Origin of the sequence: Janthinobacterium sp. PLB04, assembly GCF_021165895.1 — a bacterium.
GTDB lineage: Bacteria > Pseudomonadota > Gammaproteobacteria > Burkholderiales > Burkholderiaceae_D > Janthinobacterium > Janthinobacterium lividum.
Genome location: NZ_CP088968.1, coordinates 5,372,047 through 5,394,073, shown reverse-complemented (window position 1 = coordinate 5,394,073; position 22,027 = coordinate 5,372,047). Strand labels below are relative to the sequence as shown.

Genomic DNA, 22,027 nt, shown 5'->3' with positions numbered 1-22,027 from the left:
TAAAGACCCGCCGCCCATGTTCCGCCTCTCCCTGAAAATGACCGGCCGCGACTGGCGCGCCGGGCAACTGCGTTTCCTGCTCGTCGCGCTGATCGTCGCCGTGGCGGCCCTGTCGGCCGTGGGCTTCTTCGTCGACCGCCTGCGCGCGGGCCTGAACCGCGACGCGCACCAGTTGCTGGGGGCCGACCTGGTCATCAGCGCCGACCAGCCCGTCAATGCCGCATGGCGCGCGGAAGCGCAGAAGCGCGGCTTCCTCCTGGCCGACACGGTGACGTTTCCCAGCATGGCGCAGGCGGGCGAGGGCGAACAGTCGCTGTCGCAGCTGGCGTCCATCAAGGCCGTCTCGCCCGGCTACCCGCAGCGGGGCAAGCTGAAAATCACGACCAAACCGAGCGAGGCGCAGGATGCCGTGGGACGGCCAACCGACCAGGTGCCGGCGCCCGGCACCCTGTGGGTCGATGCGGCCATCCTGTCCAGCCTGAACGCCAGGCTGGGCGACACCCTGACTCTGGGCGACAAGGCATTTACGGTCACGCAATTGATCGCCAGCGAGCCGGACCGCGGCGCCTCCTTCCTCAATTTCGCCCCGCGCGTGATGCTGCCCCTCAGTGATCTTGCCGCCACGGCGCTGGTGCAGAACGGTTCGCGCGTGTCATACCGCTTGCTGCTGTCGGCGCCGCCCGCCAAGGCGGCCGAGCTTGCGCAATATCAAACCTGGCTGGAAAGCCAGATCAAGACGCAGGCCATCAAGGGCGTGCGCATCGAGTCGCTGGAATCGGGCAGTCCGCAGATGCAGTCGACCCTGGACCGCGCCGACCGTTTCCTGTCGCTCGTCGGCTTGCTGTCGGCCATGCTGGCGGCCGTCGCCGTGGCCATGGCGGCGCGCCGCTTCATGCTGCGCCACCTGGATGCCTGCGCCATGCTGCGCTGCCTGGGCTTGACGCAAAACCAGGTCACGGCCATGTACGTGATCGAATTCCTGCTCGTTGGCCTGGCCGGCAGCGTGGTCGGCGTGATGGTGGGCTTCGGCGGGCATCTGGTGCTGCTGGAGCTGTTGGGGAAACTGGTGCAGAGCGACTTGCCGCCCGTCTCCATGCTGCCCGCGCTGCAGGGCGTGGCCACCGGCATGCTGTTGCTGCTGGGCTTTGCCCTGCCGCCGATTTTGCAGTTGCGCAATGTTCCCCATAACCGCGTGATCCGCCGCGAACAGGAGCCGCCGCAGGCGCTGGCCGTGGCCACCTATGGCCTGGGCATCGCCGCCTTCGTCGTGCTGCTGTTGTGGCAGGCGGGCGACGTGAAACTGGCGCTGCTGACGGCGGCCGGTTTCCTGGGCGGCTTCGCTCTGTTCGGCCTGGCCGGCTGGCTGGGCATCCGCTCGCTGAAAACCCTGCGCGGCGCCTTCAATCACCAGGGCTGGCGTTTTGCCGTCACGTCCCTGCAGCGCCGCCCGGGCGCCACCGTCATCCAGGTGGTGTCGCTGGCGCTGGGCCTGATGGCCTTGCTGCTGCTGACGGTGGTGCGCGGCGACTTGATGGTGGCCTGGCGCAACGCCACGCCGCCGGACGCGCCGAACCGCTTCATGATCAATATCCTGCCGGAACAGAAAGACCCGATCGCCGCGCGCCTGGCCCAGGCCGGCGTGGCCAACGCGCCCTTGTATCCGATGATACGCGGGCGTTTGGTGGCCGTGAACGGCAACGCCATCACGGAAACCACCTACGAGGATGACCGGGCCAAGGGCCTGGCCGACCGCGAATTCAACCTGTCGACGATGGCCACGATGCAGGAAGAAAACAAGCTGGTCGCCGGCAAGTGGTTCGGCAATGGGCCCGGTGCGCCGGCCGAGGCGTCGGTGGAGGAGGGCATCGCCAAGACATTGAAACTGAAACTGGGCGACAAGCTGCGCTTCGACATCGCCGGCCAGCCCGTGGAAGCGGCCATTACCAGCTTGCGCAAGCTGGAATGGGGCTCGATGCGCGTCAATTTCTTTGTCATCATCAATCCGGCCGCCATGGCGGACACGCCGCAGACGTGGATCACGGCCTTTCACCTGCCACCCGCGCAGGCGGACCTGGGCAATGCCTTGCTGCGCGATTATCCGAACCTGACGGTGGTCGACGTGGGCGGCGTGCTCAAGCAGATCCAGGGCGTGCTGGACCAGGTAGTGACGGCCGTCGAATTCCTGTTTGCCTTCACGCTGGCATCGGGCTTGCTGGTGCTGTATGCGGCCCTGATGGGTTCGCAGGACGAGCGCACGCGCGAAGCGGGACTGCTGCGCGCGCTGGGCGCCACGCGGCGCCAGCTGGCGCAGGCCCAGTTGATCGAGTTTTCGCTCGTCGGCGCCCTGGCCGGCTTGCTGGCGGCATCGGGCGCGGCCGCCATGGGCTGGGCGCTGGCCACGTACCAGTTCAAGTTCGCCTGGAGCTTCGCGCCCGGCGTGTGGGCCTTTGGTTTGCTGGCCGGCGCCCTGTGCGCGATTGCCGGCGGCTGGCTGGGCTTGCGTAACGTGCTGAAACATCCTCCCCTGCAGACCTTGCGGGAAGGCTAGTCTTAAGCGCTGACGCTATCGCCTGTGCCCGCCCGCAGAAATTGCGCGTAAGACATCACCGGCTGCCCCAGCTGGTGCGCCGGCACGTCGAACAGGGCCCAGAAATACGTCATGCGGCCCAGGCAGATGGTGGGCGCGGCGCAGTAGCGGAACCAGTTTTCGCCGATCTGCGCCGCGTACATGCCGTCGCTGTCGGCGTCGGAAAAGTAGGGAATCACGCGCATTTCCAGCAGGGCCAGCAGCAGTGACTCGGGCGCGTCGCTGTCGCGCGCCATTTCGTACTGCGTATGCAGGCTGCGTTCCGTCTCGATGATCATCAGCTTGGCGTGGCCTTCGCGCGTGAAGAACAGGATGCCGCTGGGATTGGGGAAAATATAGTATTCGACAAAGCCATGGCGCTGGCACAGCTCGTGCACGACGGCGGCCAGCGCTTCGTCTTGCAGGAAACTGTAGTCGTGCAGCATCAGCAAGTCGCGCACGGTCTCCGATTGCTGCAGGAAGAATTCGCGCTGCAGGGCAACGATTTCCTGTTCCAGGATGTCGAGCGCATCGTCGTCGCTCTTCTTGATGTAGCGGTCGATCAAGCCCCGGTTGAAGGCCGTCACGGCCACTTTTTCATCGGCAGCGCCCGTAAATAGAATCTTCTTGCACGGCAAGTCGCGCACGGCCTGGCAAAATTCCAGACCATTCATCTGCGGCATCGAATAATCGACCACCAGCACGGACGGCACGGCAAAGCGCTGGGCCTGGCCGCTGATGCGCCAGATGCGTTCGATGTCGAGCGCCACGTTGCACTGGTCGGGCGGCAGGTTTTGCGTGTCGAAGTTGACGTGCAGCGGCGTTTCGCCCGGCTGCGCGCTCTGGCGCAGCCAGTGCAGGGCGCTGCTGGTGTCGTGGAAGGTCTTGCGCGCCAGGCCGGGATCGAGCTGGAACGCCAGGCTTTTCAGGAAGGAATCGCTGTCGTCGATCAATACGGTCAGGGTCGGATGGGTGTAGACGGGCAGTTGCATGCGTCACCTTGCGGGGGAAGAGGGTTGGAAGCGGGCAGGCACGGGCTGGGGGAATTCCAGGATGAAAATCGCATAGGCGTGTTCGCGCGACACGCAGCGGATGCGCGCCTGCCAGGCGGTGACGATCTGCCGGCACAGGGCCAGGCCGATGCCGCTGCCGTTATGGACGGGATAGGAGTAAAAACGCTCGAAGATCAGCGGCAGGCGGTTCTTCGCGATGCCGCAGCCCGTGTCGATGAACAGCAGTCTGGGCACGGGGCGGGCGCCGTCGATGATGATGCGCACGCGTCCCTTGCCTGCCCGCTGGATGGCTTTCAGCGCGTTTCTCAGCAGATTCAGCAGGATCACCACGCACAGTTCGTCCTGGCCGGCGAACTGGAAGTCGGCACGCACGTCCACCTTGACGCTGCTGCGCTGGCTGTTGCTGGTAAATGGGTAGCGCTTGAGCACGGAGTTCACCATCTCCAGCATCGATAGCGCCTGGCTAGGCTGGAGGTTGCGGTTCACGGCACTGGCGCTCATCAGGAACAGATCGATCATGTGATGCATGTGGCGCACTTCGAACTGGATGCGCGACAGGGCTTCCTGCAACGGGGGCATGTCGTCCGCCTGGTCGGCCAGCTGCGGCAGCAGCCGGCGCATGCCCCGCACATTGGCTTCCACGCTGGTCAGCGGCGTGCGCAGCTCGTGCGCCACGGAACCGAGCCCGGCCGCCAGGCCTGCCAGCCGTTCCAGTTCCAGCACCTTGCTGCCCACTTTCACCACGGACAGCGCGGCAATGGTGAACCAGTGCACGGGCAGTTGCTGCAGCACTTCACGTTGCAGCAGGAAGCCGCCTTCCCCCTGCAGGATGACGGCGAGGCAGGCGGCGCTGGTGCCGATCAGGTAGGCGCAGCACGCCAGTTTCGTTTCGAAATGAAACAGCACGACCAGGCCGATCAGCAGCGATTCGCTCCAGATGGACGACGCATGGTTCATCAGAAACATGAAAGTAAAGAAGAAGGGCAGGATGTAGCTGAGCGCGAACAGCAGGTAACGCGACAGCCAGCGGACCGAGAAGCGGCGGGCAAACAGGCCAGCCATGCAGATGCCCACGCCCGTCAGGCGCAGGGTCAGGTTTTCATAGGCTTGCGGAAAAAAGTAATGCCACAGCAGGTAGTACAGCGGCATCGCCACCGTGCCCACGGCGGCCAGCATGGCGACCCGGCCGGCCAGGTCCTCATGCGGCACGCGCTCATGCAGCAGCGAATGGAGCAGGCGCCTGCGCCAGTGTGTCCATCGTCCTTGCAATTGCTGCGTCATGACTCTGCCTAGATTCTCTTTAGAACATTATCATCGCGTAAATTTTCCTGGTTGAACGGTTATCTCGTCGGACATTGATATACGTCAATGGATGGGTTTGCAACACGGTCAAGGCTTTAATTTGCAGCAAACCTTTCCCTAGGAGAAAAACCATGACCATCGCTACCAGCGTGCATACCCCATCTTTCGCCCGTGCCGAACACTGCCTGCCCGACTACATCGTGCGGCGCATGGATGCGCATCACATCACGCGCATCGAAAAACTGCTGGGCGGCCAGCATCCCCATGCCTGGCAACCAACCCCCGCCCATGCTATTTTCCTGGCGGGCAATGACTACCTGTCCATCGCCGCCGAGCCGACGCTGGTGGCGGCGCAGGTGGCATCCCTGCAGGCGCATGCGGGCGGCATGCTGATGTCGGCCGTGTACTTGCAGGAAGGCAGCGAACAGCACCGGCTGGAAAGCCGGCTGGCCCGCTTCATGGGCTGCGAGGATGGCATCCTGGCGCAGTCCGGCATGGCGGCCAACGTCGGCTTGCTGCAGTGTATCGCCGGCCCCGGCATTCCCGTCTACCTGGACATGCAGGCTCACGCGTCGCTGTGGGAAGGCGTGCTGTCGGCCCAGGCCCAGGCCGTGCCCTTCCTGCACAACGACATGACGCACCTGCGACGGCAGGTGGCAAAGCATGGCCGTGGCGTGATTGTCGTCGATGCCCTGTACAGCACCAACGGCAGCCTGGCGCCGCTGCTGGAGCTGCTCGATATCGCCGAGCGCAGCGACTGCGTGGTGGTGGTCGACGAGTCGCATTCGCTGGGCACGCACGGCCCGCAGGGCGCGGGCCTGGTGGAAGCCTGGGGACTGGGCCACCGCGTGCATTTCCGCACGGCATCGCTGGCCAAGGCCTTCGCGGGCCGGGCCGGTTTCATCAGCTGTTCCAGCCGCTTCAAGGGGTATTTCTTGTCCGAATCACGCCCCGCCATCTTCAGTTCCTGCCTGCTGGCGCATGAGCTGGCGTGGCTGGGCGCGGCGCTCGATTTCATCATGGCCGCCGACGAGCGCCGCGCCACCCTGCGGCGCCACACGCTGCAGGTGCGCGACGGCTTGCGCGAGCTGGGCTACAACGTCAGCGATGGCACGGAGCAGATCGTGGCGCTGGAGGCGGGCGGCGAACCGGCCACCCTGGCCCTGCGCCAGGCGCTGGAACGGCACGGCATTTACGGCGCCATGTTTTGTGCCCCGGCTACGGCGAAGAACCGCGCCATCGTGCGCCTGACCCTGAATGCGGGCTTGCGCGAGGATGAGTGCGCAAGAGTGCTGGCCGCCTGCGCCGCCATCCGCGACGAAACGGGCGTGGAACACTGGCAGTCGACGCGGCGCCTGCGCAAGCTGGCGCTCGTGTAAGGGCGATGCGTCAGCCGTTCGCTGGCTGGCTGCCGGCGATGCCGGCCAGCAGCATGGATAGCGGTGCCAGCTGTTCCGCGCTGGCGCTGCCCAGCAATTCCTGGCCTAGTGCCTGCGCTGTCGCATCGGCGTGGAGCAGCAGGGCTTGTCCCGCTTCCGTGATGACGGCATAGCCGACGCGGGCATCGCGCGCATCGGCCTGGCGCGCCACCAGGCCGATTTTTTCCAGCGGCATCAAGGAGCGCGTGATGCCGGACGCCGTCAGCGCCAGGCGTTCGGCCAGGTCGATGCGGCGCAGGCGGCCGCCGGGCGCGCGCTGCAAGTGGTACAGCAACTGATAATCGCTGAAGCTCAGGCCATGCAGATTGCCCAGGATGCTGTCGAAGCGGCGCACCAGCACGGCCTGGGCGCGCGCCAGGCGCAGGCAGAAGTCCAGCGCGCTGGCGCCGTCCGGCGGCGGGGGAGTGTGATCGATCATGACGTCCTTTTAATTCACTGCGAAGTGCTTGAGTGCGCAAGTGTAAAGCATGGCCGCTCAATAGCGTGCCTGTCCCTGCTCCAGCAGCTGTGCCTGGTACAGCGCCAGCAGGGCGTCCAGCTCGGCATCCGCATCGAAGGCGGGATCGTCGGGCACCTTGACGGCATCGAGCAGCTCGAAACGGAAAGCCGCCGCGCCGTCGCGTTGCCAGTCCGCCTGCAGGAGGGCGTTGCGGTGCTTGCCCAGATTCAGTTCGAAGCGATGGCGGTTCAGCGCGCCAGGGGCATTGCGGCTGCGTTCGAGCAGGGTGCGTCCGCTGGGCAAGTGGCGCAGCGCGATGATGCCCAGCGCGGGCGCTTGTTGCCGGTAGGCCGCTTTCAGGGCCGCTTGTCGTGGTTTATCCATGCTGTGACTGCCTTAAGGTTGAACTGCATAATCGCTAGCCCCGATGCGGGGAATATCCGTCCACAATATGGCGGCCACGGCGGCGGCCAGCAGCAGGGCGCCGCCAGCGCAGAACAGCTCGCCCACGCTCAGCTGGCGCAGCAACGCGCCCGTGGCCGCCGCCGACAGGGGCGCCAGTCCCAGGAAGATGCCCATGAACAGTGCCATTGCCCGGCCCAGCATGGCGGGCGCCACGCGCCGCTGTATCCACGTAAAGATGGCTACCTGCACATAGCCGCCCAGCATGCCCGTGACGGCCAGCAAGGCCGCGCCCTGCCAGGCCGTGCCGATTTGCCCCAGCGCCATCAGCAGCAGGCCCACGACCGCATCGACCAGCAGCAGGGTGGCGCCGAAGCGGCGGCGCAGCCAGGCGCCGCCCAGGCTGGATGCCAGCATGCCGGCCAGGGTGCCCGCGCCGTGCGCGCCCATCAGCACACCCAGCGCCGCGGCGCCGTGCAGGCGCTCGCTGGCCAGCACGGGCAAGGCCACTTGTAGCGACCCCATGACGAAGAAGGCCACCACCGCCCAGTACACATAGCAGCTGCGCAAGGGAATGTCGCGCCACACCATGGCCAGGCCCGCCGCCATGTCGCGCCACATGCCCTGCGCCGCCGCCGCGGCCAGTGGCCGCAGGCTGACTTGCCGCAAGGTCCAGGCCGAGAACAGGAACGTCAGCGCATCGATGGCAAAGGCGGCGGCCAGCGCCGCCATGCCGGTGTGCCGGGCGCCATCGTGGGTGCCGAGCACGAGCGCCGCCAGCAGGGGACCGGCCAGCAAGGAAAACTGGCGCGCACCCATCTGCAGGCTGTTGGCCGCTTGCAGTGACTGCGACGGCACGGCTTGCGGCAGGATGGCCGTGCCGGCGGGAATGCCAAAGGCGGAAGCGATGCCCAGCGCCAGCGCGGCCGCATACGCCAGCGCCAGGCTGGCCTGGTCCAGCATCAGCAGCCCGGCCAGCGCCAGCAGGATGGCGGCATTGGCCAGTTTGCTTGCCAGCAGTACGCGCCGGGGCGAATGCCGGTCGGCGACCGTGCCACCCAACAAGATGAGCACGGCGCGGGGCGCGCCCATCAGGGCCACGGCGATGCCCAGGCTGAGGCTATCGCCCGTCAGGCTCAGCACCAGCCACGGCAGGGCCAGCATGCTGAACTGGTCGCCTAGCATGGACACGAGGCCGCCGCCCAGCAGCCAGCGGAAGTTGGTATTGCGCATCAAGTGGGATTCTGCGGTGGTCGACATGCTTTATCTTCCCGTGTTTAAAGATTGCATAGTAGTTGATATAAGCTTGAGTGGTCAAGTATATTGCTTTTTATTATGGCAGCGACAGCTGCCGCCGCATGAGGCGCTAGCGCTTGCGCTATCATGGCGGCCATGACTGATACCACTGCCCCCACCCTGTACGAGACCATCGGCGGCGCCCCCGTGCTGCGCGAAATGGTCGACCGTTTTTATGACTTGATGGAACTCGAAGCCGAGTTCGCCGGCATCCGCGTCATGCATCCGCCATCGACGGACGGCTCGCGCGACAAGCTGTATTTCTTCCTCACGGGCTGGATGGGCGGACCGGATTTGTATATCGAGAAATTCGGCCACCCGCGCCTGCGCGCCCGTCACTTGCCCTACGCCATCGGCACCAGCGAGCGCGACCAGTGGCTGCGCGCCATGGCCTGGGCCATGGAAGACACGGGCATCGAAGAATCCTTGCGCGTACGCCTGATGGAATCGTTCTATCAGACGGCCGACTGGATGCGCAACAAGCCTGACTGACACCCATGAGCCCAATCGAGTTTTACAGCCTGCTGGGCGCCGCCATCGTCGCCATCGTCCTGTTGCTATTGATCTTGCTGCGCCCGCGTGGCGCGGCCGGCGATGGCGCCACCACCCTGGCCCTGGTGCAACAACACCAGCAGCAAAGCCTGGATCGCATCGACCGGGTCGAGCGCGAAGTGCGGCTGCAACTGCAGGCATCGGCGCAAGCGACGCGCCAGGATCTGGCCACCGGCCTGGCGCAATTCCAGGCGGCGACCTTGCAACAGCTCGACAGCCTGCGCACGCAGATGCAGGCACAGGGGAAAGTCGGGCGCGAAGAGCAGGCGCAAAGCCTGGCGCGCTTTGCCGAGAGTACCAATCAAACCCTGGCCCAGCTGACGGAATCGAATGCGCAGCGCATGCTGGAAGTGCGCGCCACGCTCGAGAACAAGATCCGCGACTTGCAGGCCGACAATGGCGCACGCCTGGAAGAGATGCGCAAGACGGTCGACGAGAAACTGCACGCCACCCTGGAAACGCGCCTCAGTGCGTCGTTCCAGCAAGTGTCGGAGCGGCTGGAAAAAGTCCACCAGGGTCTCGGCGAGATGCAGCAGCTGGCGCTGGGCGTGGGCGATTTGAAGCGGGTACTCACCAATGTGAAGACGCGTGGCACCTGGGGCGAAGTGCAGCTGGAAATGCTGCTGGAGCAGGTACTCACTGTCGACCAGTATGCGAAGAACGTGGAAACCGTGGCCGGCAGCGGCGCGCGCGTGGAATTCGCCTTGAAATTGCCGGGCCTCTCCGACGGCGGCCCTCCCGTGTGGATGCCGATCGACGCGAAGTTTCCCAAGGAACAGTACGAGCGCCTGGTCGAGGCGGCCGAGCGGGCCGATGCCGATGGCGTGGCGCTGGCTGGACGCGAGCTGGAACGGGCCGTGCGCGGCGAAGCGAAAACCATCGCCGAGAAATACCTGGCGCCGCCGCACACCACCGACTTTGCCATCCTGTTCCTGCCCACGGAAGGCTTGTATGCGGAAGTGTTGCGCCGCCCGGGCCTGGCCGACGAATTGCAGCGCGTGCACCGGGTCAGCATCGCCGGACCATCCACGTTGACGGCCTTGCTCAACAGCTTGCAAATGGGTTTCCGCACCCTGGCGCTGGAAAAGCGCTCGTCGGAAGTGTGGCAAGTGCTGGGCGCCGTCAAGACGGAATTCGGCAAATTCGGCGACGTGCTGTCGCAAACCCGGCTGACCCTGGAAAAGGCGGCGAAGAATATCGAAAGCGCGGAAGTGCGCAGCCGGCAGATGGCGCGCAAATTGAAATCCGTGGAAGCCTTGCCGGGCGAGGCGGCCGCCTTGCTGCTGGGTAAGGCGGACGCCGGCGACGGCGAGTAGCGCGCCGCCTCAGGCCGTCCGCACAGTGCGGCGGCGCAGCGCGCTGTAACCGACCATCGCCAGTCCCGCCAGCAGCATGGCCCAGGTTTGCGGTTCGGGCACGGCCGGCAAGACCGTCGGCACCGTGGGGGGAAAGGTGGGGATGATCACGGTGGGCGGCACGATGATGCTGCTGCCCTGGTCCGGCGGCAGACCGCCGCCACCGCCACCGCCGCCACCACCCATGCCGGCCGGCGGCGTGATGCCGCCGACGGTGCGCACATAATTGTTGAAAGGCAGGAACGGAATGCTGGCCACCTCGGGCGGCATGGCGCCGCCCGTGAAAGAACCGCCGCGCAAGGCGTCGGGATTGTCGATCAGTGGCACGCCTGCCGCTTCCGGGGCGGCCGGGGCGGCCGCAACAGGCGCTGCACCGCCGGGCGCGGCGCCTGCCGCCGGCGGCGCCGACGCGGGTGCCTGCGTGATACGGCTGACGTTACGGCAAATCGTCGGCACGAGGATGCACTGGCCCTGTACGCAATACACGAGTCCCCGTTCCTGCATCTGTTCGCTCCAGCCTGCACGTGTGACATTGCGGCAAACGCGGCCCGGGCCGAAATGCATGTCGCTGATGCGCGTGTTGTAGTTGCCCTTGCCGCGGATGGCGTCGCGGCTGATCACCACGATCTCATCATACTGGCGCGCGCGCATGCGCTCCTTCAATTGTTCGCGCACTGGCGGCGCGATATCCGTATAGCGGTCCACCGCCGCCACCACGTCCCCCATGAACGGGTCGACGCCTGGACGGTTCCAGTTGCAGTTATCCAGCACACCGGCGCGCGCGATGCCTTTCGCGCTGGCGGTCAAGGGCGCCAGGGACAAGGTAGCAAGCAGGCATGCCACGCCTAGCATGCTGGCTCCCGCGATCCATGAGCTGTGTCTCATTGTTAGTTTCCTCATGAAAACAATATCAAAATTGAACTTTATACAAGCTTGAATGTTATCACCGAAGAAACTTCAATATCAACTAATAAATAAAATTATTACAATTAGTGTTGTCTTTATTGATTTATTGGTCATGGAAATGATTAATATTTTTATCTTGATAGCCGAACAGTTGCCGTGCAGGATAAATTGATTGCGAAGGGGCAATGCGAACGGCCCGCGCAGGGCGGGCCGTTGTGAAGAGGAGGGCGAAACGCAGGTGACGCAGCGTGGAATGCGGCCCGGCCAGCGCGTCAGCCTGGCCGGTGGTGGTGCATCAGGTCAATCCATGGAACAGCACGATATCGACCAGGTCGCCGGCCGCCACATGGCCTTGCGCTTCGTGCAGCACGATCATGCAATTGGCTTGCGTCATCGAGCGCAGGATGCCGGAGCCTTGCGCTCCCGTCACGCGCACGTGCTGGCGCCCGTCCGCGCCCCGCTCGACGATGCCGCGCTGGTATTCCGTGCGGCCCCGTTTCTTGCGGATGGGCGCTTGCGCCGCCACCTGCAGCAGCTGCAGGGCGGATGTGTCCGCGTCGGCGCCCATCAGGCGCAGCAGGGTCGGGCGGGCGAGGAAATAAAACGCCGCCATCACGGCCACGGGGTTGCCGGGCAGGCCCAGCAGTAGTGCCGATTCGCCTTCGCTGGCAATCCGGCCGAAGGCCATGGGGCGGCCCGGGCGCATGTTGATTTGCCAGAAGGCCACGTCACCGAGGCGCGCCAGGATGTCGCGCGTAAAATCGGCCGCGCCGCTGGACACGCCGCCCGACGTGACGATGACGTCGGCCGAGGCGCAGGCGCCGCGCAGGGCCGCTTCCAGCGCTTGCGGATTGTCCTTGACGATACCCATGTCGAGCACTTCGCAGCCGAGGCGGGTCAGCATGCCCAGCAGGGTGTAGCGGTTGCTGTCGTAGATGCAACCCGCGTCGAGCGGCTCGCCGATCGAGCGCAACTCGTCGCCGGTGGAAAAGAAGGCCACGCGCAGGCGCCGGCGTACGGGCACCGTGGCGATGCCCAGCGAGGCCAGCAGACCCAGCTCGGCCGGTCCGAGTATCTTGCCCTGCAGCAGGGCAGGCTGGTCCTGCATCAAGTCTTCGCCCTTGAAGCGGCGGTTGTCGCCGGCGCGGATGCAGTCCGGCGCCACGGTGATGTGCTGTGCGCTGGCGTGCTGCACCAGTTCCTGCGGCACCACGCTGTCGCAGCCGTCCGGCATGACGGCGCCCGTCATGATGCGCGCGCATTGGCCGCGTCCAATGTTGACCGTGCCGGGACGCCCGGCCAGGATGGTGTCGACCACGGCCAGGGTGACAGCAGTGTCGCCACCGAGGTCGGCGCCGTGCAGGGCGTAGCCATCCATGGCGGAATTGTCGTGCGCGGGCACGCTGATGGGCGAGATGATGTCGGCCGCCAGGATGCGCTCGAACGCTTGCGGCAGCGGCAGTTCCTCGATCTCGGCGACAGGCGCGACGGTGTCGGCCAGGATGGCTTGCGCCATCGGCACGGACAGGCCCTGCGCCTGCAGGGCCGCCAGCTCGTCCGGGGTATTGATGTTGCCGAACGCGCTATTGTTCTCGAAGAGCACCTCGGCCAGTTTCAAGGGGCCATGCCAGGTGCGCATGCGGCGCTCTCCGCCGCGCAGGTACGCATCGAGCTGGGACAGGGCGGAAGTCTTGACGAGACAGAAGACGGGGTGCGGGCGGCGCACCGTCTGGCCCGTCGCGGGATCGATGTCCTCGGTGACGGCGATGGCCAGGTCCGCATTGTGTTCGGCCAGGCCGGCGGCCAGGCGCGCTGCCAGGTCGGGCGGCAGCAATGGCGAGTCGCACGGCACGGTGAGCAGATAGGGGGCGGTGGCATGCTGCATGCCGCTGTGCAAGCCGGCCAGCGGACCGAGCTGGCCAGGCAGCGCGTCGGGCCACACGGGCAGGCCGAAGCGCGCGTAGTCTCCGGCATCCGCATGGACACTGATGGCCAGCTGGCCCACTTGCGGCGCTAGGCGCTGCAGCACGTGGCGGACCAGGGGCTGGCCATGCAGGGGCAGCATGCCCTTGTCGCGCTGGCCCATGCGCGTGCCGAGGCCGCCGGCCAGGATCAGGCCGGTAATGTCGTGTTGATTGATCATGAGAGGCGAAAATGTGGATGCATACGCCATGGTAGCAGCGGCAGGCGTGCGCCGCTCCCGATTCAGCCGCCGATGTACGACATTTCCACTTTCTTTTTACCGTGCTCAAGTGCGCCGCCCGTCAGATCCGTCTGGCTGGTGCGCAATTGCGAATAGCGGTCGCCGCGGCCGCGCCACAGCTGCGCCACGGCCGAGGAAATTTCCGCATCGCTGTGGCCGCCGCGCAGCAGGCTGCGCAAGTCGTGGCCGCTGCTGGCGAACAGGCACGTGTACAGCTTGCCTTCGGTCGAGAGGCGGGCGCGGCTGCAGTCGGCGCAGAACGCTTGCGTGACGCTGGAAATGAGGCCGATTTCGCCGCTGCCATCCGCATAGCGCCAGCGCGCCGCCGTTTCGCCCGTGTAGTTCGGGTTGATGGGCAGCAAGGGCATCTGCGCGCCGATACGGCGCACGACTTCTGCCGAAGGGATGACTTCCTGCAAGTTCCAGCCGTTCGAGGCGCCCACGTCCATGTATTCGACGAAGCGCAGGATGTACGGCGTGCCCTTGAAGTGGCGCGCCATGGGCACGATTTCCTGCTCGTTCATGCCGGCCTTGACGACCATGTTGATCTTGATGGGGCCGAGTCCTGCCTGGTGTGCCGCATCGATGCCGTGCAGCACGTCGGCCACGGCAAAGTCAACATCGTTCATGCGCTTGAAGGTGGCGTCGTCGAGCGAGTCAAGCGACACTGTAACCCGGTTCAGGCCCGCATCCTTGAGCGCCTGCGCCTTTCTTGCCAGTAATGAACCATTGGTCGTCAGGGTCAGGTCCAGCGGCTGGCCCGACGGCGTGCGCAGGTCGGCCAGCATGGCGATGAGCTTTTCGATATTCTTGCGCAGCAGCGGTTCGCCGCCCGTCAGGCGGATCTTTTCCACGCCGTGCGCGACGAACAGGCGCGCGATGCGCGTGATTTCCTCGAACGACAGCAAATCCGTGTGCGGCAGATACACGTGGTTCTTGTCGAACACGTCCTTCGGCATGCAATACACGCAACGGAAATTGCAGCGGTCGGTAATCGAGATGCGCAAGTCGTGCAAGGGCCGGCCCAGGCTGTCGGCCACATTGCCGCTGGGGCTTTCCAGCTGCGCAGGGATCGCCGGTGCCCCGTTGCGGGCTTCGGCGAGGTAGATAATCTTGTCAGCCATGAAAGGTGATACCACTTACGTTGAGTCGTTCAAGGCAGATACGATAGCACGAGGCCGAAGATGGCACAGGCGAGCAGCAATTTGATGGTGCCCACTTGAAACCTGATCAGCGCCACGCCGGCCGCCAGCGCGATGAACATCGCCAGCCAGTCCCAGTGCGGCAGCGGGTTTTCTTGCCAGAAGACATGGCGGCCAAAGAACAGGGCCAGGCTGGCGATGACGCCCACCACGGCTGCCGAGATGGCCGTCAGGGGCGCGCTCAGGCGCAGATTGCCGCGCGACGCTTCCACCAGCGGCGCGCCGGCCAGGATGAAGATGAACGAGGGCAGGAAGGTAAACCAGCTGGCGACGAGCGCGCCGCACACGCCCGCCAGCCACAGCTGCTCCCCTGTCACGGCATGGCTCCAGCCGCCGACAAAACCGATGAAGGCGACGATCATGATCAGGGGGCCGGGTGTCGTTTCGCCCAGCGCCAGGCCATCCATCATTTGCGCACTGGTGATCCAGTGGTAGTGGTCGGCGGCGCCCTGCACCAGGTAGGGCAGCACGGCATACGCGCCGCCAAACGTCAGCAGGGCCGCCTTGCTGAAAAACACGCCCATCTGCGCCAGCGGCTGGTCCGCGCCGCCCGCCAGCGCCAGGCCCAGCCAGGCGAGGAAGGCCAGGGCCAGGCCCACGGCGGCCGTGCCAAGCAGGCGCGGCCAGCTGAAGCGCGCGTGCTCCGGCGTGGGCGTGTCGTCATCAATGAGGGCTGCGCCGTAGCGGGCCGCGCCGCCATGCGAGGCGGCGCCGACATGGAAGTGGGCCGGCAGCCAGCGCCCGCCCGCCATGCCCAGCAGGGCTGCGGCGAGCACGATCAGCGGAAATGGCAGCTGTAGCGCGGCGATGGCGACAAATGCGCCCGCGGCGATGGCGATCAGGCCGGGGCTGCGCAAGGTGCGTCGGCCCAGGCGCCAGGCGGCCGCCAGCACGATGGCGACGACGGCCGGCTTGATGCCGTACAGGACGCCGGCGATGGCGCCCACATGGCCATACGCCATGTAGAGCCAGGACAGCACGATCAGCACCAGCAGCGAGGGCAGCAAGAACAGCAGGCCCGCCACCAGGGCGCCGCGCGTGCGGTGCATCAGCCAGCCGATGTAGATGGCCAGCTGGGTCGCTTCCGGCCCCGGCAGCAGCATGCAGTAGTTGAGGGCGTGCAGGAAGCGCTGCTCGGAAATCCAGCGCCGCTTTTCCACCAGCTCCGCATGCATCATGGCGATTTGCCCGGCCGGGCCGCCAAAACTGACGCAGCCGAGCTTGAGCCAGTAGCGGAAGGCGCTGCGCAGGCTGACGGGGGCGGGAGCTTGATTGGCGTTCTCGTGCATGGCGGGCGGATGGCTGGCAAAGAAGTGGACGTAAAAAAGGGGAAGCCTGAGCTTCCCCTTTCATCATTGGCGGCTGGGCGAACCCGGCGCGCTTATGGACGTTGCGTGTTGACCTGGATCAACGGCTCATCCGATTGCGGCGGCAATGGCTTGCGTTCGCGCGGCTTGCGCACGGGAGCGACTGCCTTGGCAGCGGCTTCCTGCGCCAGGCGCAGTTTTTCCGGATCGGTGGCAGCCAGGGTCAGGCCGGCCGAACCGAGCACTGCGCTCAAGTCCAGCGGCGCGGCGACTGGCGCAGCAGGAGCCGGTGCAGGAGCAACGACAGGGGCAGGCGCCGGAGCAGGTGCAGGAACAGGGGCGGGAGCCACTTCGGCAACCACCGGGGCCGCTTCCACCACGGCCGGTGCCGCTTCGGCGACTGGCGCCTCTTCAGCTACGGCGACGGTTTCCACGACAGCAACCGTTTCCACGACTGGCGCAGCTTCGACGATGACTTCCGCTGGAGCAGGCGCTTGCGCCGGTGCAGCTTCCGTTTTCTCGGCAAAGCTGTACTCGGCAGCTGGTACTGGTTCGGCAGCGGCTGGTTCAGCTTGCGCTGCAGCCGCTTCCACAGGGGCTGGCGCTACGATCACTTCAGCGGCTGGTGCGGCTTCTTCGACCTTGGCGATGTCCACGACCTTGGCGATTTCGACCACTTCGACCACTTCAGCCACGATGGCAGGAGCGGTTTCGGCAGCAGCTTCCACTGGCGCAGCGACGGCGACGACAGCGGCGGCAGCCACGACGGCTACTGGAGCGGCATCGGCGGCAGCTTCCGGCGCCGGAGCAACCGTGAAGCTGATTACCGGTGCGTCCTGGCCTTCGTTTTCACCGTTTGCCGATTCGATCAGCTCGCCCGTTTCGCGGTCGCGGCGGTTGCGGTTGCGGCCACCACGACGGCGGCGGCGGCGCGGTTCTTCGCCTTCCACGTCGTTTTCCATCTCTTCGCCTTCAGGACCGGCATTGGCCGGCGCTTTCAGCAGGTTGGCCGGTGCGGCGTCGGATTCCGGGCCGTTGGACGGCACGATGACATTCACTGCGCTGGCGGTGGCGCCAACCAGTGCCAGCTCTTCAGCTTTCACTTCAGCCACAACAGCCTTGTCGGCGCGTGGTTCGCGGCCTTCGCGTGGCTGGCGCGGTGGACGTTCGGCGCGCTCTGGACGTTCTGCGCGTTCCGGACGCTCGGCGCGTTCAGGACGCTCACCGCGTTCGCGTGGTGCCGCCATTGCATCGCCGCCTTCGCGGGCCTCACGCGGTTCGCGTGGTGGACGCGGTGGGCGTGGCGGACGTGCCGCTTTTTCCAGTGCTTCCGCTGCTGCATCGTCCTGGGCTGGACGGCCCTGGCCCGGTTCGCGTTCTTCGCGGCCAGGCTTGCCGTTGCGGCCACGGCCACGCGGGCCACGGCTGTTGCGGTCGCCGCGGTCGGCGCCGGCCGGCTTGGCTGGTGCGACAGGGGCGGGTGCCGGTGCCACCGGTGCCGGGGCGCCGGTGAAGAAGCTGATGATCTTGGCGATCAGGCCCTGTGGTGCGGCAGGCGCGGCCACGGGAGCCGGTTTCGCTTCGACGGGCTTGCGCTCGACCAGCGGTGCCGGCTGGTCAGGGGTGATCGTCTTGACGACGGCTTCCTGGCGCGGCTTGGCTTCTTCCTTCTGGCGCTTGCTGTAAGCCATGTCGGTTTCAGCGCTTTCAGCCAGGTTGTAGCTGGCCTGGCTGTCTTCCAGACGCGGATCGTCGTGCTTGATGCGTTCCAGCTTGTAGTGCGGCGTTTCCAGATGCTTGTTCGGGATCAGGATCACGGCGATGCGGTGGCGGTTCTCGATTTTCAGTACTTCGCCGCGCTTTTCGTTCAGCAGGAAGGCGCCCACGTCCACGGGCACCTGCACGTGGATGGTGGCCGAGTTTTCCTTCATCGCCTCTTCCTGGATGATGCGCAGCACCTGCAGGGCGGACGACTCCGTATCGCGGATGTGGCCGGTGCCGGAGCAGCGCGGGCACGTCACGTGCGAGCCTTCGGACAGCGAAGGGCGCAGGCGCTGGCGCGACAGTTCCATCAGGCCGAAGCGGGAAATCTTGCCCATTTGTACACGGGCACGGTCATGGTGCAGCGCATCTTTCAGGCGCTGTTCCACTTCGCGCTGATTCTTTGCCACTTCCATGTCGATGAAGTCGATGACGATCAGGCCGCCCAAGTCGCGCAGACGCAGCTGGCGGGCCACTTCTTCGGCCGCTTCGCAGTTGGTGTTGAAGGCGGTCGTCTCGATGTCCGAGCCGCGTGTGGCGCGGGCCGAGTTGACGTCGACGGAGACCAGTGCTTCCGTGTGGTCGATAACGATGGCGCCGCCCGATGGCAACGGCACGGTGCGGCTGTACGCCGTTTCGATCTGGTGTTCGATCTGGAAGCGCGAGAACAGCGGCACGTCGTCGCTGTAGCGTTTTACGCGGTGCACCATGTCGGGCATCACGTGGCTCATGAACTGGTGCGCCTGGTCGTAGATCTCGTCGGTGTCGATCAGGATCTCGCCGATGTCGGGCTGGAAGTAGTCGCGGATGGCGCGGATGACGAGCGACGATTCCTGGTAGATCAGGAAAGCGCCGTTGGCCGACTTGCCGGCGCCTTCGATGGCGCGCCACAGTTGCATCAGGTAATTCAAGTCCCATTGCAGTTCATCGACGTTGCGGCCGATGCCTGCCGTGCGGGCAATGACGGACATGCCAGCAGGCAAGTCCAGTTTATCCATGGTTTCGCGCAATTCCTGGCGCTCCTCCCCTTCCACGCGGCGCGATACGCCACCGCCACGCGGGTTGTTCGGCATCAGGACCAGGTAACGGCCGGCCAGCGAGACGAACGAGGTCAGGGCGGCGCCCTTGTTGCCGCGCTCTTCCTTTTCCACCTGGACCATGATTTCCTGGCCTTCGCGCAGCGCTTCCTTGACGGAAGCGTTACGCACGTCCACGCCTTCACGGAAGTACGTGCGGGCAACTTCCTTGAAAGGCAGGAAGCCGTGGCGGTCTTCGCCATAGCTGACGAAGCACGCTTCGAGCGATGGCTCGATGCGCGTGATCACGCCCTTGTAGATGTTGGATTTGCGCTGTTCGCGCCCGGCTGTCTCGATATCGATGTCGATCAGTTTTTGTCCGTCGACAATCGCTACGCGCAGTTCTTCTTGCTGCGTGGCATTAAACAACATGCGTTTCATTTTTATAACTCCGCGACCCGTAGGCCATCTCAAAGCCGCTTCCGGGGAAGCGGCGAAGTACAGGGATATATGCGAGAACGGGAGTGCTGGCGGGGGAAATGCCTAGGCGTGCGGAGCAACAACGCGTACGAGGTATACGTTACGGCCGCAACAGGCGCGGTGAGGTCGATCGTCATGCCGAGTGCACAGGACACTTGCAACTCATCTGAAGCAGCCCGGATGTCGGGGGCAGAGAATGCAAGTGGTCAGCAAATTCAGAGCCAAATCGTAAGCCGGCTCATTACAGGGATCGCGATGGCGAGGCTTGGCCTCAGCCTATTCATCGACAACCCTCAGTATTGTGGCCGCATACGGGGTTTGGCGAAAACGGCAAGCGTTATCAACTTCATCAACCCGCGAGCCCGACTCGATAAGTCGCGCTAACGGGTACTTATCCTTATAATCCAATACACTCACTTCAGCATCTCCACGCGTTATCCGATTACAACTACGGTGCAACCTTGATTCGCGCAGGGATGGTGCATATACATTTTTTTCCACCGAATTTGCAATTTGGCGAGGCCGGTAGAGACGCCCCTGTGTAAAATGTGCTTTTATTCTTACACTCGCAGCAGCCAGGGCCGCAGCAAAAACAATTATATATTCAAAATGAAGGACTTAGAGAGATTTCTGGGAAGACATAGTAAATGAAGAGTCAAAATGATGTTGTTCCCCCTTCAACACCCCCGGTTCAGCCGCAAGCCCAATTCGTAACGATCGCCGAGGAAGAAGCAGGCCAGCGCATCGACAACTACTTATTAAGAGTGTGCAAGGGAGTGCCTAAAAGCCACATCTACCGGATCTTGCGATCGGGAGAAGTGCGGGTTAATAAAGGCCGTATCGATCAGCTGTACCGTCTCGCCGCTGGCGACGTGGTGCGCATTCCCCCCGTGCGCGTGGCCGAAAAGGCGCCCACGGGCGCGCCGGCCGCCGAATTCAAGATCATCTTCGAAGATGCGCAGCTGCTCGTCATCGACAAGCCGGCCGGCGTGGCCGTGCATGGCGGCTCGGGCGTGTCGTTCGGCGTGATCGAGCAATTGCGCGCTTCGCGCCCCGACGCCAAGTTCCTGGAATTGGTGCACCGCCTGGACCGCGACACGTCCGGACTGCTGTTGCTGGCAAAGAAACGTTCCGCGTTGACGAACTTGCACGAGCAGATGCGCGATGGCGTCACGGACAAGCGCTACCTGGTGCTGGTGGCCGGCGACTGGAAGAATGCGCGCCAGCATATCAAGTTGCCGCTGCATAAATATACGACGGCCGAAGGCGAGCGACGGGTGGCCGTGCAGGCTGATGGCCTGGCGTCGCACACGGTGTTTTCACTGTTGCATAAATATCACAACTTCGCCTTGCTTGAAGCGGAATTGAAGACGGGACGCACGCACCAGATCCGCGTGCACCTGTCTTCGTCCGGTTTCCCCATCGCCGGCGACGATAAATATGGCGACTTTGCCCTCAACCGTGCCCTGTTGAAAGCCGACAGCACGCGCGGTGCCCTGAAACGCATGTTCCTGCACGCGCACCAGATCACGTTTACGCATCCGGAAACGGGCAAGACGATGACCCTGAACGCGCCGCTGGCTGCCGAATGCGAGCGTTTCTTGGTAAGCTTGGGCAAACCATTGGCCGTTGCCGCACGATAAGTAAGCACTGTGCGCGTGACACTACTCACAAGGTAGTCAGTCGCCGTCATTCACTATCAAGGAGCCGGCGGCTATGCCGTCGGGAAACATGGCAAGAAAGCAATTTGATCTGATCGTCTTCGATTGGGACGGTACGCTGATAGACAGTACCTCGACCATCGTCAAGTGCATCCAGGCTTCGGCCAAAGACTTGGGCTTGCCAATTCCCACCGAGTTGCTCGCTTCGCATGTGATCGGCCTGGGCTTGCAGGAAGCCATGCAGCTGGTGATGCCCGACGTGGAGCCGAAATACCATGCGCGCATGGCCGAGCGCTACCGCTATCACTACCTGTCGCGCGACCATGAGCTGGCCCTGTTTCCGGGCGTCTACGAAATGCTGCAGGAACTCTCGCAGCAGGCGTATTTCCTGGCGGTGGCCACGGGCAAGAGCCGTGTCGGCCTGAACCGCTCCTTGAATGCCGTCAAGCTGCTGTCCCTGTTCGATGCGACGCGCTGCGCCGACGAAACCTTTTCCAAGCCCCATCCGGCCATGCTGCAGGAACTGACGCGCGAACTGGGGCAGGATATGCGCCGCACCGTGATGATCGGCGACACCAGTCATGATTTGTTGATGGCAAGCAATGCCGGCGCGGCCAGTATTGCCGTAGAGTATGGAGCGCATCCGGTGGCGCAGTTGCAAGCTTGCCATCCCCTGTATTCGGCCGCCACGGTGGCCGACCTGCATCAATGGCTGAGCGAGCACGCATGATGAACGATGTTGTCGATGTATTCATTTGCGCCGCCGACGCCGTGGCCGATGGCGGCAAGGGCGTGCGCTTTCCCGTCTCGGCCGGTGGCGAGACGACCACCGGTTTTGTCGTGCGCCACGGCGGCAAGGCGTATGGCTACCTGAACCGCTGCGCCCACGTGCCGATCGAACTGGACTGGGCCGAGGGCGAGTTTTTCGAGTCCAGCGGCTTATACCTGATGTGTTCGACGCATGGCGCCATCTATGTGCCGGAAAGCGGCTTGTGCGCGGGTGGCCCCTGCAAGGGCGGGCGCTTGCGTCCGATTGCCGTGGCCGAGCGCGATGGCCAGCTGTACTGGCAACCCGACGAATATGTCCAGCCACTGCCGGCCTGAGGCCGGGACGGGCTTTTTGTAAT

General features: G+C 64.7%; 17 protein-coding genes. 7 read left to right on the top strand and 10 right to left on the bottom strand.

Annotated features, from left to right (window positions below):
- Nucleotides 1–16: 16 nt before the first annotated feature.
- Nucleotides 17–2,548, top strand: a complete 2,532-nt coding sequence (locus tag LSO07_RS23815; protein ID WP_151096746.1) for an ABC transporter permease — start codon at nt 17–19, stop codon at nt 2,546–2,548.
- 2 nt (nt 2,549–2,550) lie between these two features.
- Here LSO07_RS23815 and LSO07_RS23810 read toward each other — a convergent pair whose 3' ends face one another.
- Together LSO07_RS23810 and LSO07_RS23805 are read right to left on the bottom strand one after the other, a co-directional pair.
- Nucleotides 2,551–3,558 carry a response regulator gene (locus LSO07_RS23810; RefSeq protein WP_151096744.1) on the bottom strand — a complete coding sequence of 336 codons (1,008 nt, stop codon included), beginning with the start codon at nt 3,556–3,558 and terminating at the stop codon, nt 2,551–2,553.
- A gap of 3 nt (nt 3,559–3,561) precedes the next feature.
- Nucleotides 3,562–4,860, bottom strand: a complete 1,299-nt coding sequence (locus tag LSO07_RS23805) for a sensor histidine kinase (protein WP_070253703.1) — start codon at nt 4,858–4,860, stop codon at nt 3,562–3,564.
- Between the two features lie 152 nt (nt 4,861–5,012).
- On the opposite strand from LSO07_RS23805, the gene cqsA reads away from it, so the two are divergent.
- Entirely contained in the window at nt 5,013–6,260 is a 1,248-nt protein-coding gene (gene cqsA / locus LSO07_RS23800) for an alpha-hydroxyketone-type quorum-sensing autoinducer synthase (protein ID WP_070281317.1), read from the top strand.
- A 10-nt stretch (nt 6,261–6,270) separates the two neighbouring features.
- On the opposite strand, the gene LSO07_RS23795 is transcribed toward cqsA, so the two are convergent.
- The 3 genes from LSO07_RS23795 to LSO07_RS23785 are packed head-to-tail and all read right to left on the bottom strand — an operon-like array spanning nt 6,271 to nt 8,421.
- A complete protein-coding gene (locus LSO07_RS23795) occupies nt 6,271–6,738 on the bottom strand; it encodes a MarR family winged helix-turn-helix transcriptional regulator (protein ID WP_070281316.1) in 468 nt (155 codons plus the stop codon).
- 57 nt (nt 6,739–6,795) lie between these two features.
- Nucleotides 6,796–7,143, bottom strand: a complete 348-nt coding sequence (locus tag LSO07_RS23790; protein WP_151096742.1) for a GIY-YIG nuclease family protein — start codon at nt 7,141–7,143, stop codon at nt 6,796–6,798.
- A gap of 12 nt (nt 7,144–7,155) precedes the next feature.
- Nucleotides 7,156–8,421 (bottom strand): MFS transporter, encoded by a 1,266-nt coding sequence (locus LSO07_RS23785; protein ID WP_151096740.1) that lies wholly within the window; start codon nt 8,419–8,421, stop codon nt 7,156–7,158.
- A 132-nt stretch (nt 8,422–8,553) separates the two neighbouring features.
- On the opposite strand from LSO07_RS23785, the gene LSO07_RS23780 reads away from it, so the two are divergent.
- Both LSO07_RS23780 and rmuC read left to right on the top strand, forming a co-directional pair.
- Entirely contained in the window at nt 8,554–8,949 is a 396-nt protein-coding gene (locus LSO07_RS23780; RefSeq protein ID WP_034785429.1) for a group II truncated hemoglobin, read from the top strand.
- A 5-nt stretch (nt 8,950–8,954) separates the two neighbouring features.
- Entirely contained in the window at nt 8,955–10,325 is a 1,371-nt protein-coding gene (gene rmuC, locus LSO07_RS23775) for a DNA recombination protein RmuC (RefSeq protein WP_034785265.1), read from the top strand.
- 9 nt (nt 10,326–10,334) lie between these two features.
- On the opposite strand, the gene LSO07_RS23770 is transcribed toward rmuC, so the two are convergent.
- The 5 genes from LSO07_RS23770 to LSO07_RS23750 all read right to left on the bottom strand — a co-directional run bounded on the left by LSO07_RS23770 (nt 10,335) and on the right by LSO07_RS23750 (nt 19,200).
- Entirely contained in the window at nt 10,335–11,249 is a 915-nt protein-coding gene (locus tag LSO07_RS23770) for an MHFG family PEP-CTERM protein (protein ID WP_151096738.1), read from the bottom strand.
- Nucleotides 11,250–11,565: 316 nt separating this feature from the next.
- Nucleotides 11,566–13,413, bottom strand: coding sequence for a molybdopterin molybdotransferase MoeA (gene moeA / locus LSO07_RS23765; RefSeq protein ID WP_225317406.1), 1,848 nt, complete (start codon nt 13,411–13,413; stop codon nt 11,566–11,568).
- Nucleotides 13,414–13,475: 62 nt separating this feature from the next.
- Nucleotides 13,476–14,597 carry a GTP 3',8-cyclase MoaA gene (gene moaA / locus LSO07_RS23760; protein WP_151096734.1) on the bottom strand — a complete coding sequence of 374 codons (1,122 nt, stop codon included), beginning with the start codon at nt 14,595–14,597 and terminating at the stop codon, nt 13,476–13,478.
- A gap of 29 nt (nt 14,598–14,626) precedes the next feature.
- On the bottom strand, nt 14,627–15,964 hold the full coding sequence (gene chrA / locus LSO07_RS23755) for a chromate efflux transporter (RefSeq protein WP_151096732.1): 1,338 nt from the start codon (nt 15,962–15,964) through the stop codon (nt 14,627–14,629).
- A gap of 92 nt (nt 15,965–16,056) precedes the next feature.
- On the bottom strand, nt 16,057–19,200 hold the full coding sequence (locus LSO07_RS23750; RefSeq protein ID WP_151096730.1) for an Rne/Rng family ribonuclease: 3,144 nt from the start codon (nt 19,198–19,200) through the stop codon (nt 16,057–16,059).
- 686 nt (nt 19,201–19,886) lie between these two features.
- Here LSO07_RS23750 and LSO07_RS23745 point away from each other — a divergent pair.
- The 3 genes from LSO07_RS23745 (at nt 19,887) to LSO07_RS23735 (ending at nt 22,004) form a co-directional block, all read left to right on the top strand.
- Nucleotides 19,887–20,882, top strand: coding sequence for an RluA family pseudouridine synthase (locus LSO07_RS23745; protein WP_034785281.1), 996 nt, complete (start codon nt 19,887–19,889; stop codon nt 20,880–20,882).
- Between the two features lie 88 nt (nt 20,883–20,970).
- Nucleotides 20,971–21,630 (top strand): HAD-IIIA family hydrolase, encoded by a 660-nt coding sequence (locus tag LSO07_RS23740; RefSeq protein ID WP_151096728.1) that lies wholly within the window; start codon nt 20,971–20,973, stop codon nt 21,628–21,630.
- On the top strand, nt 21,627–22,004 hold the full coding sequence (locus LSO07_RS23735) for a Rieske (2Fe-2S) protein (protein ID WP_099388829.1): 378 nt from the start codon (nt 21,627–21,629) through the stop codon (nt 22,002–22,004). The genes LSO07_RS23740 and LSO07_RS23735 overlap by 4 nt, the downstream gene beginning before the upstream one ends.
- The last annotated feature ends 23 nt before the right edge of the window (nt 22,005–22,027 follow it).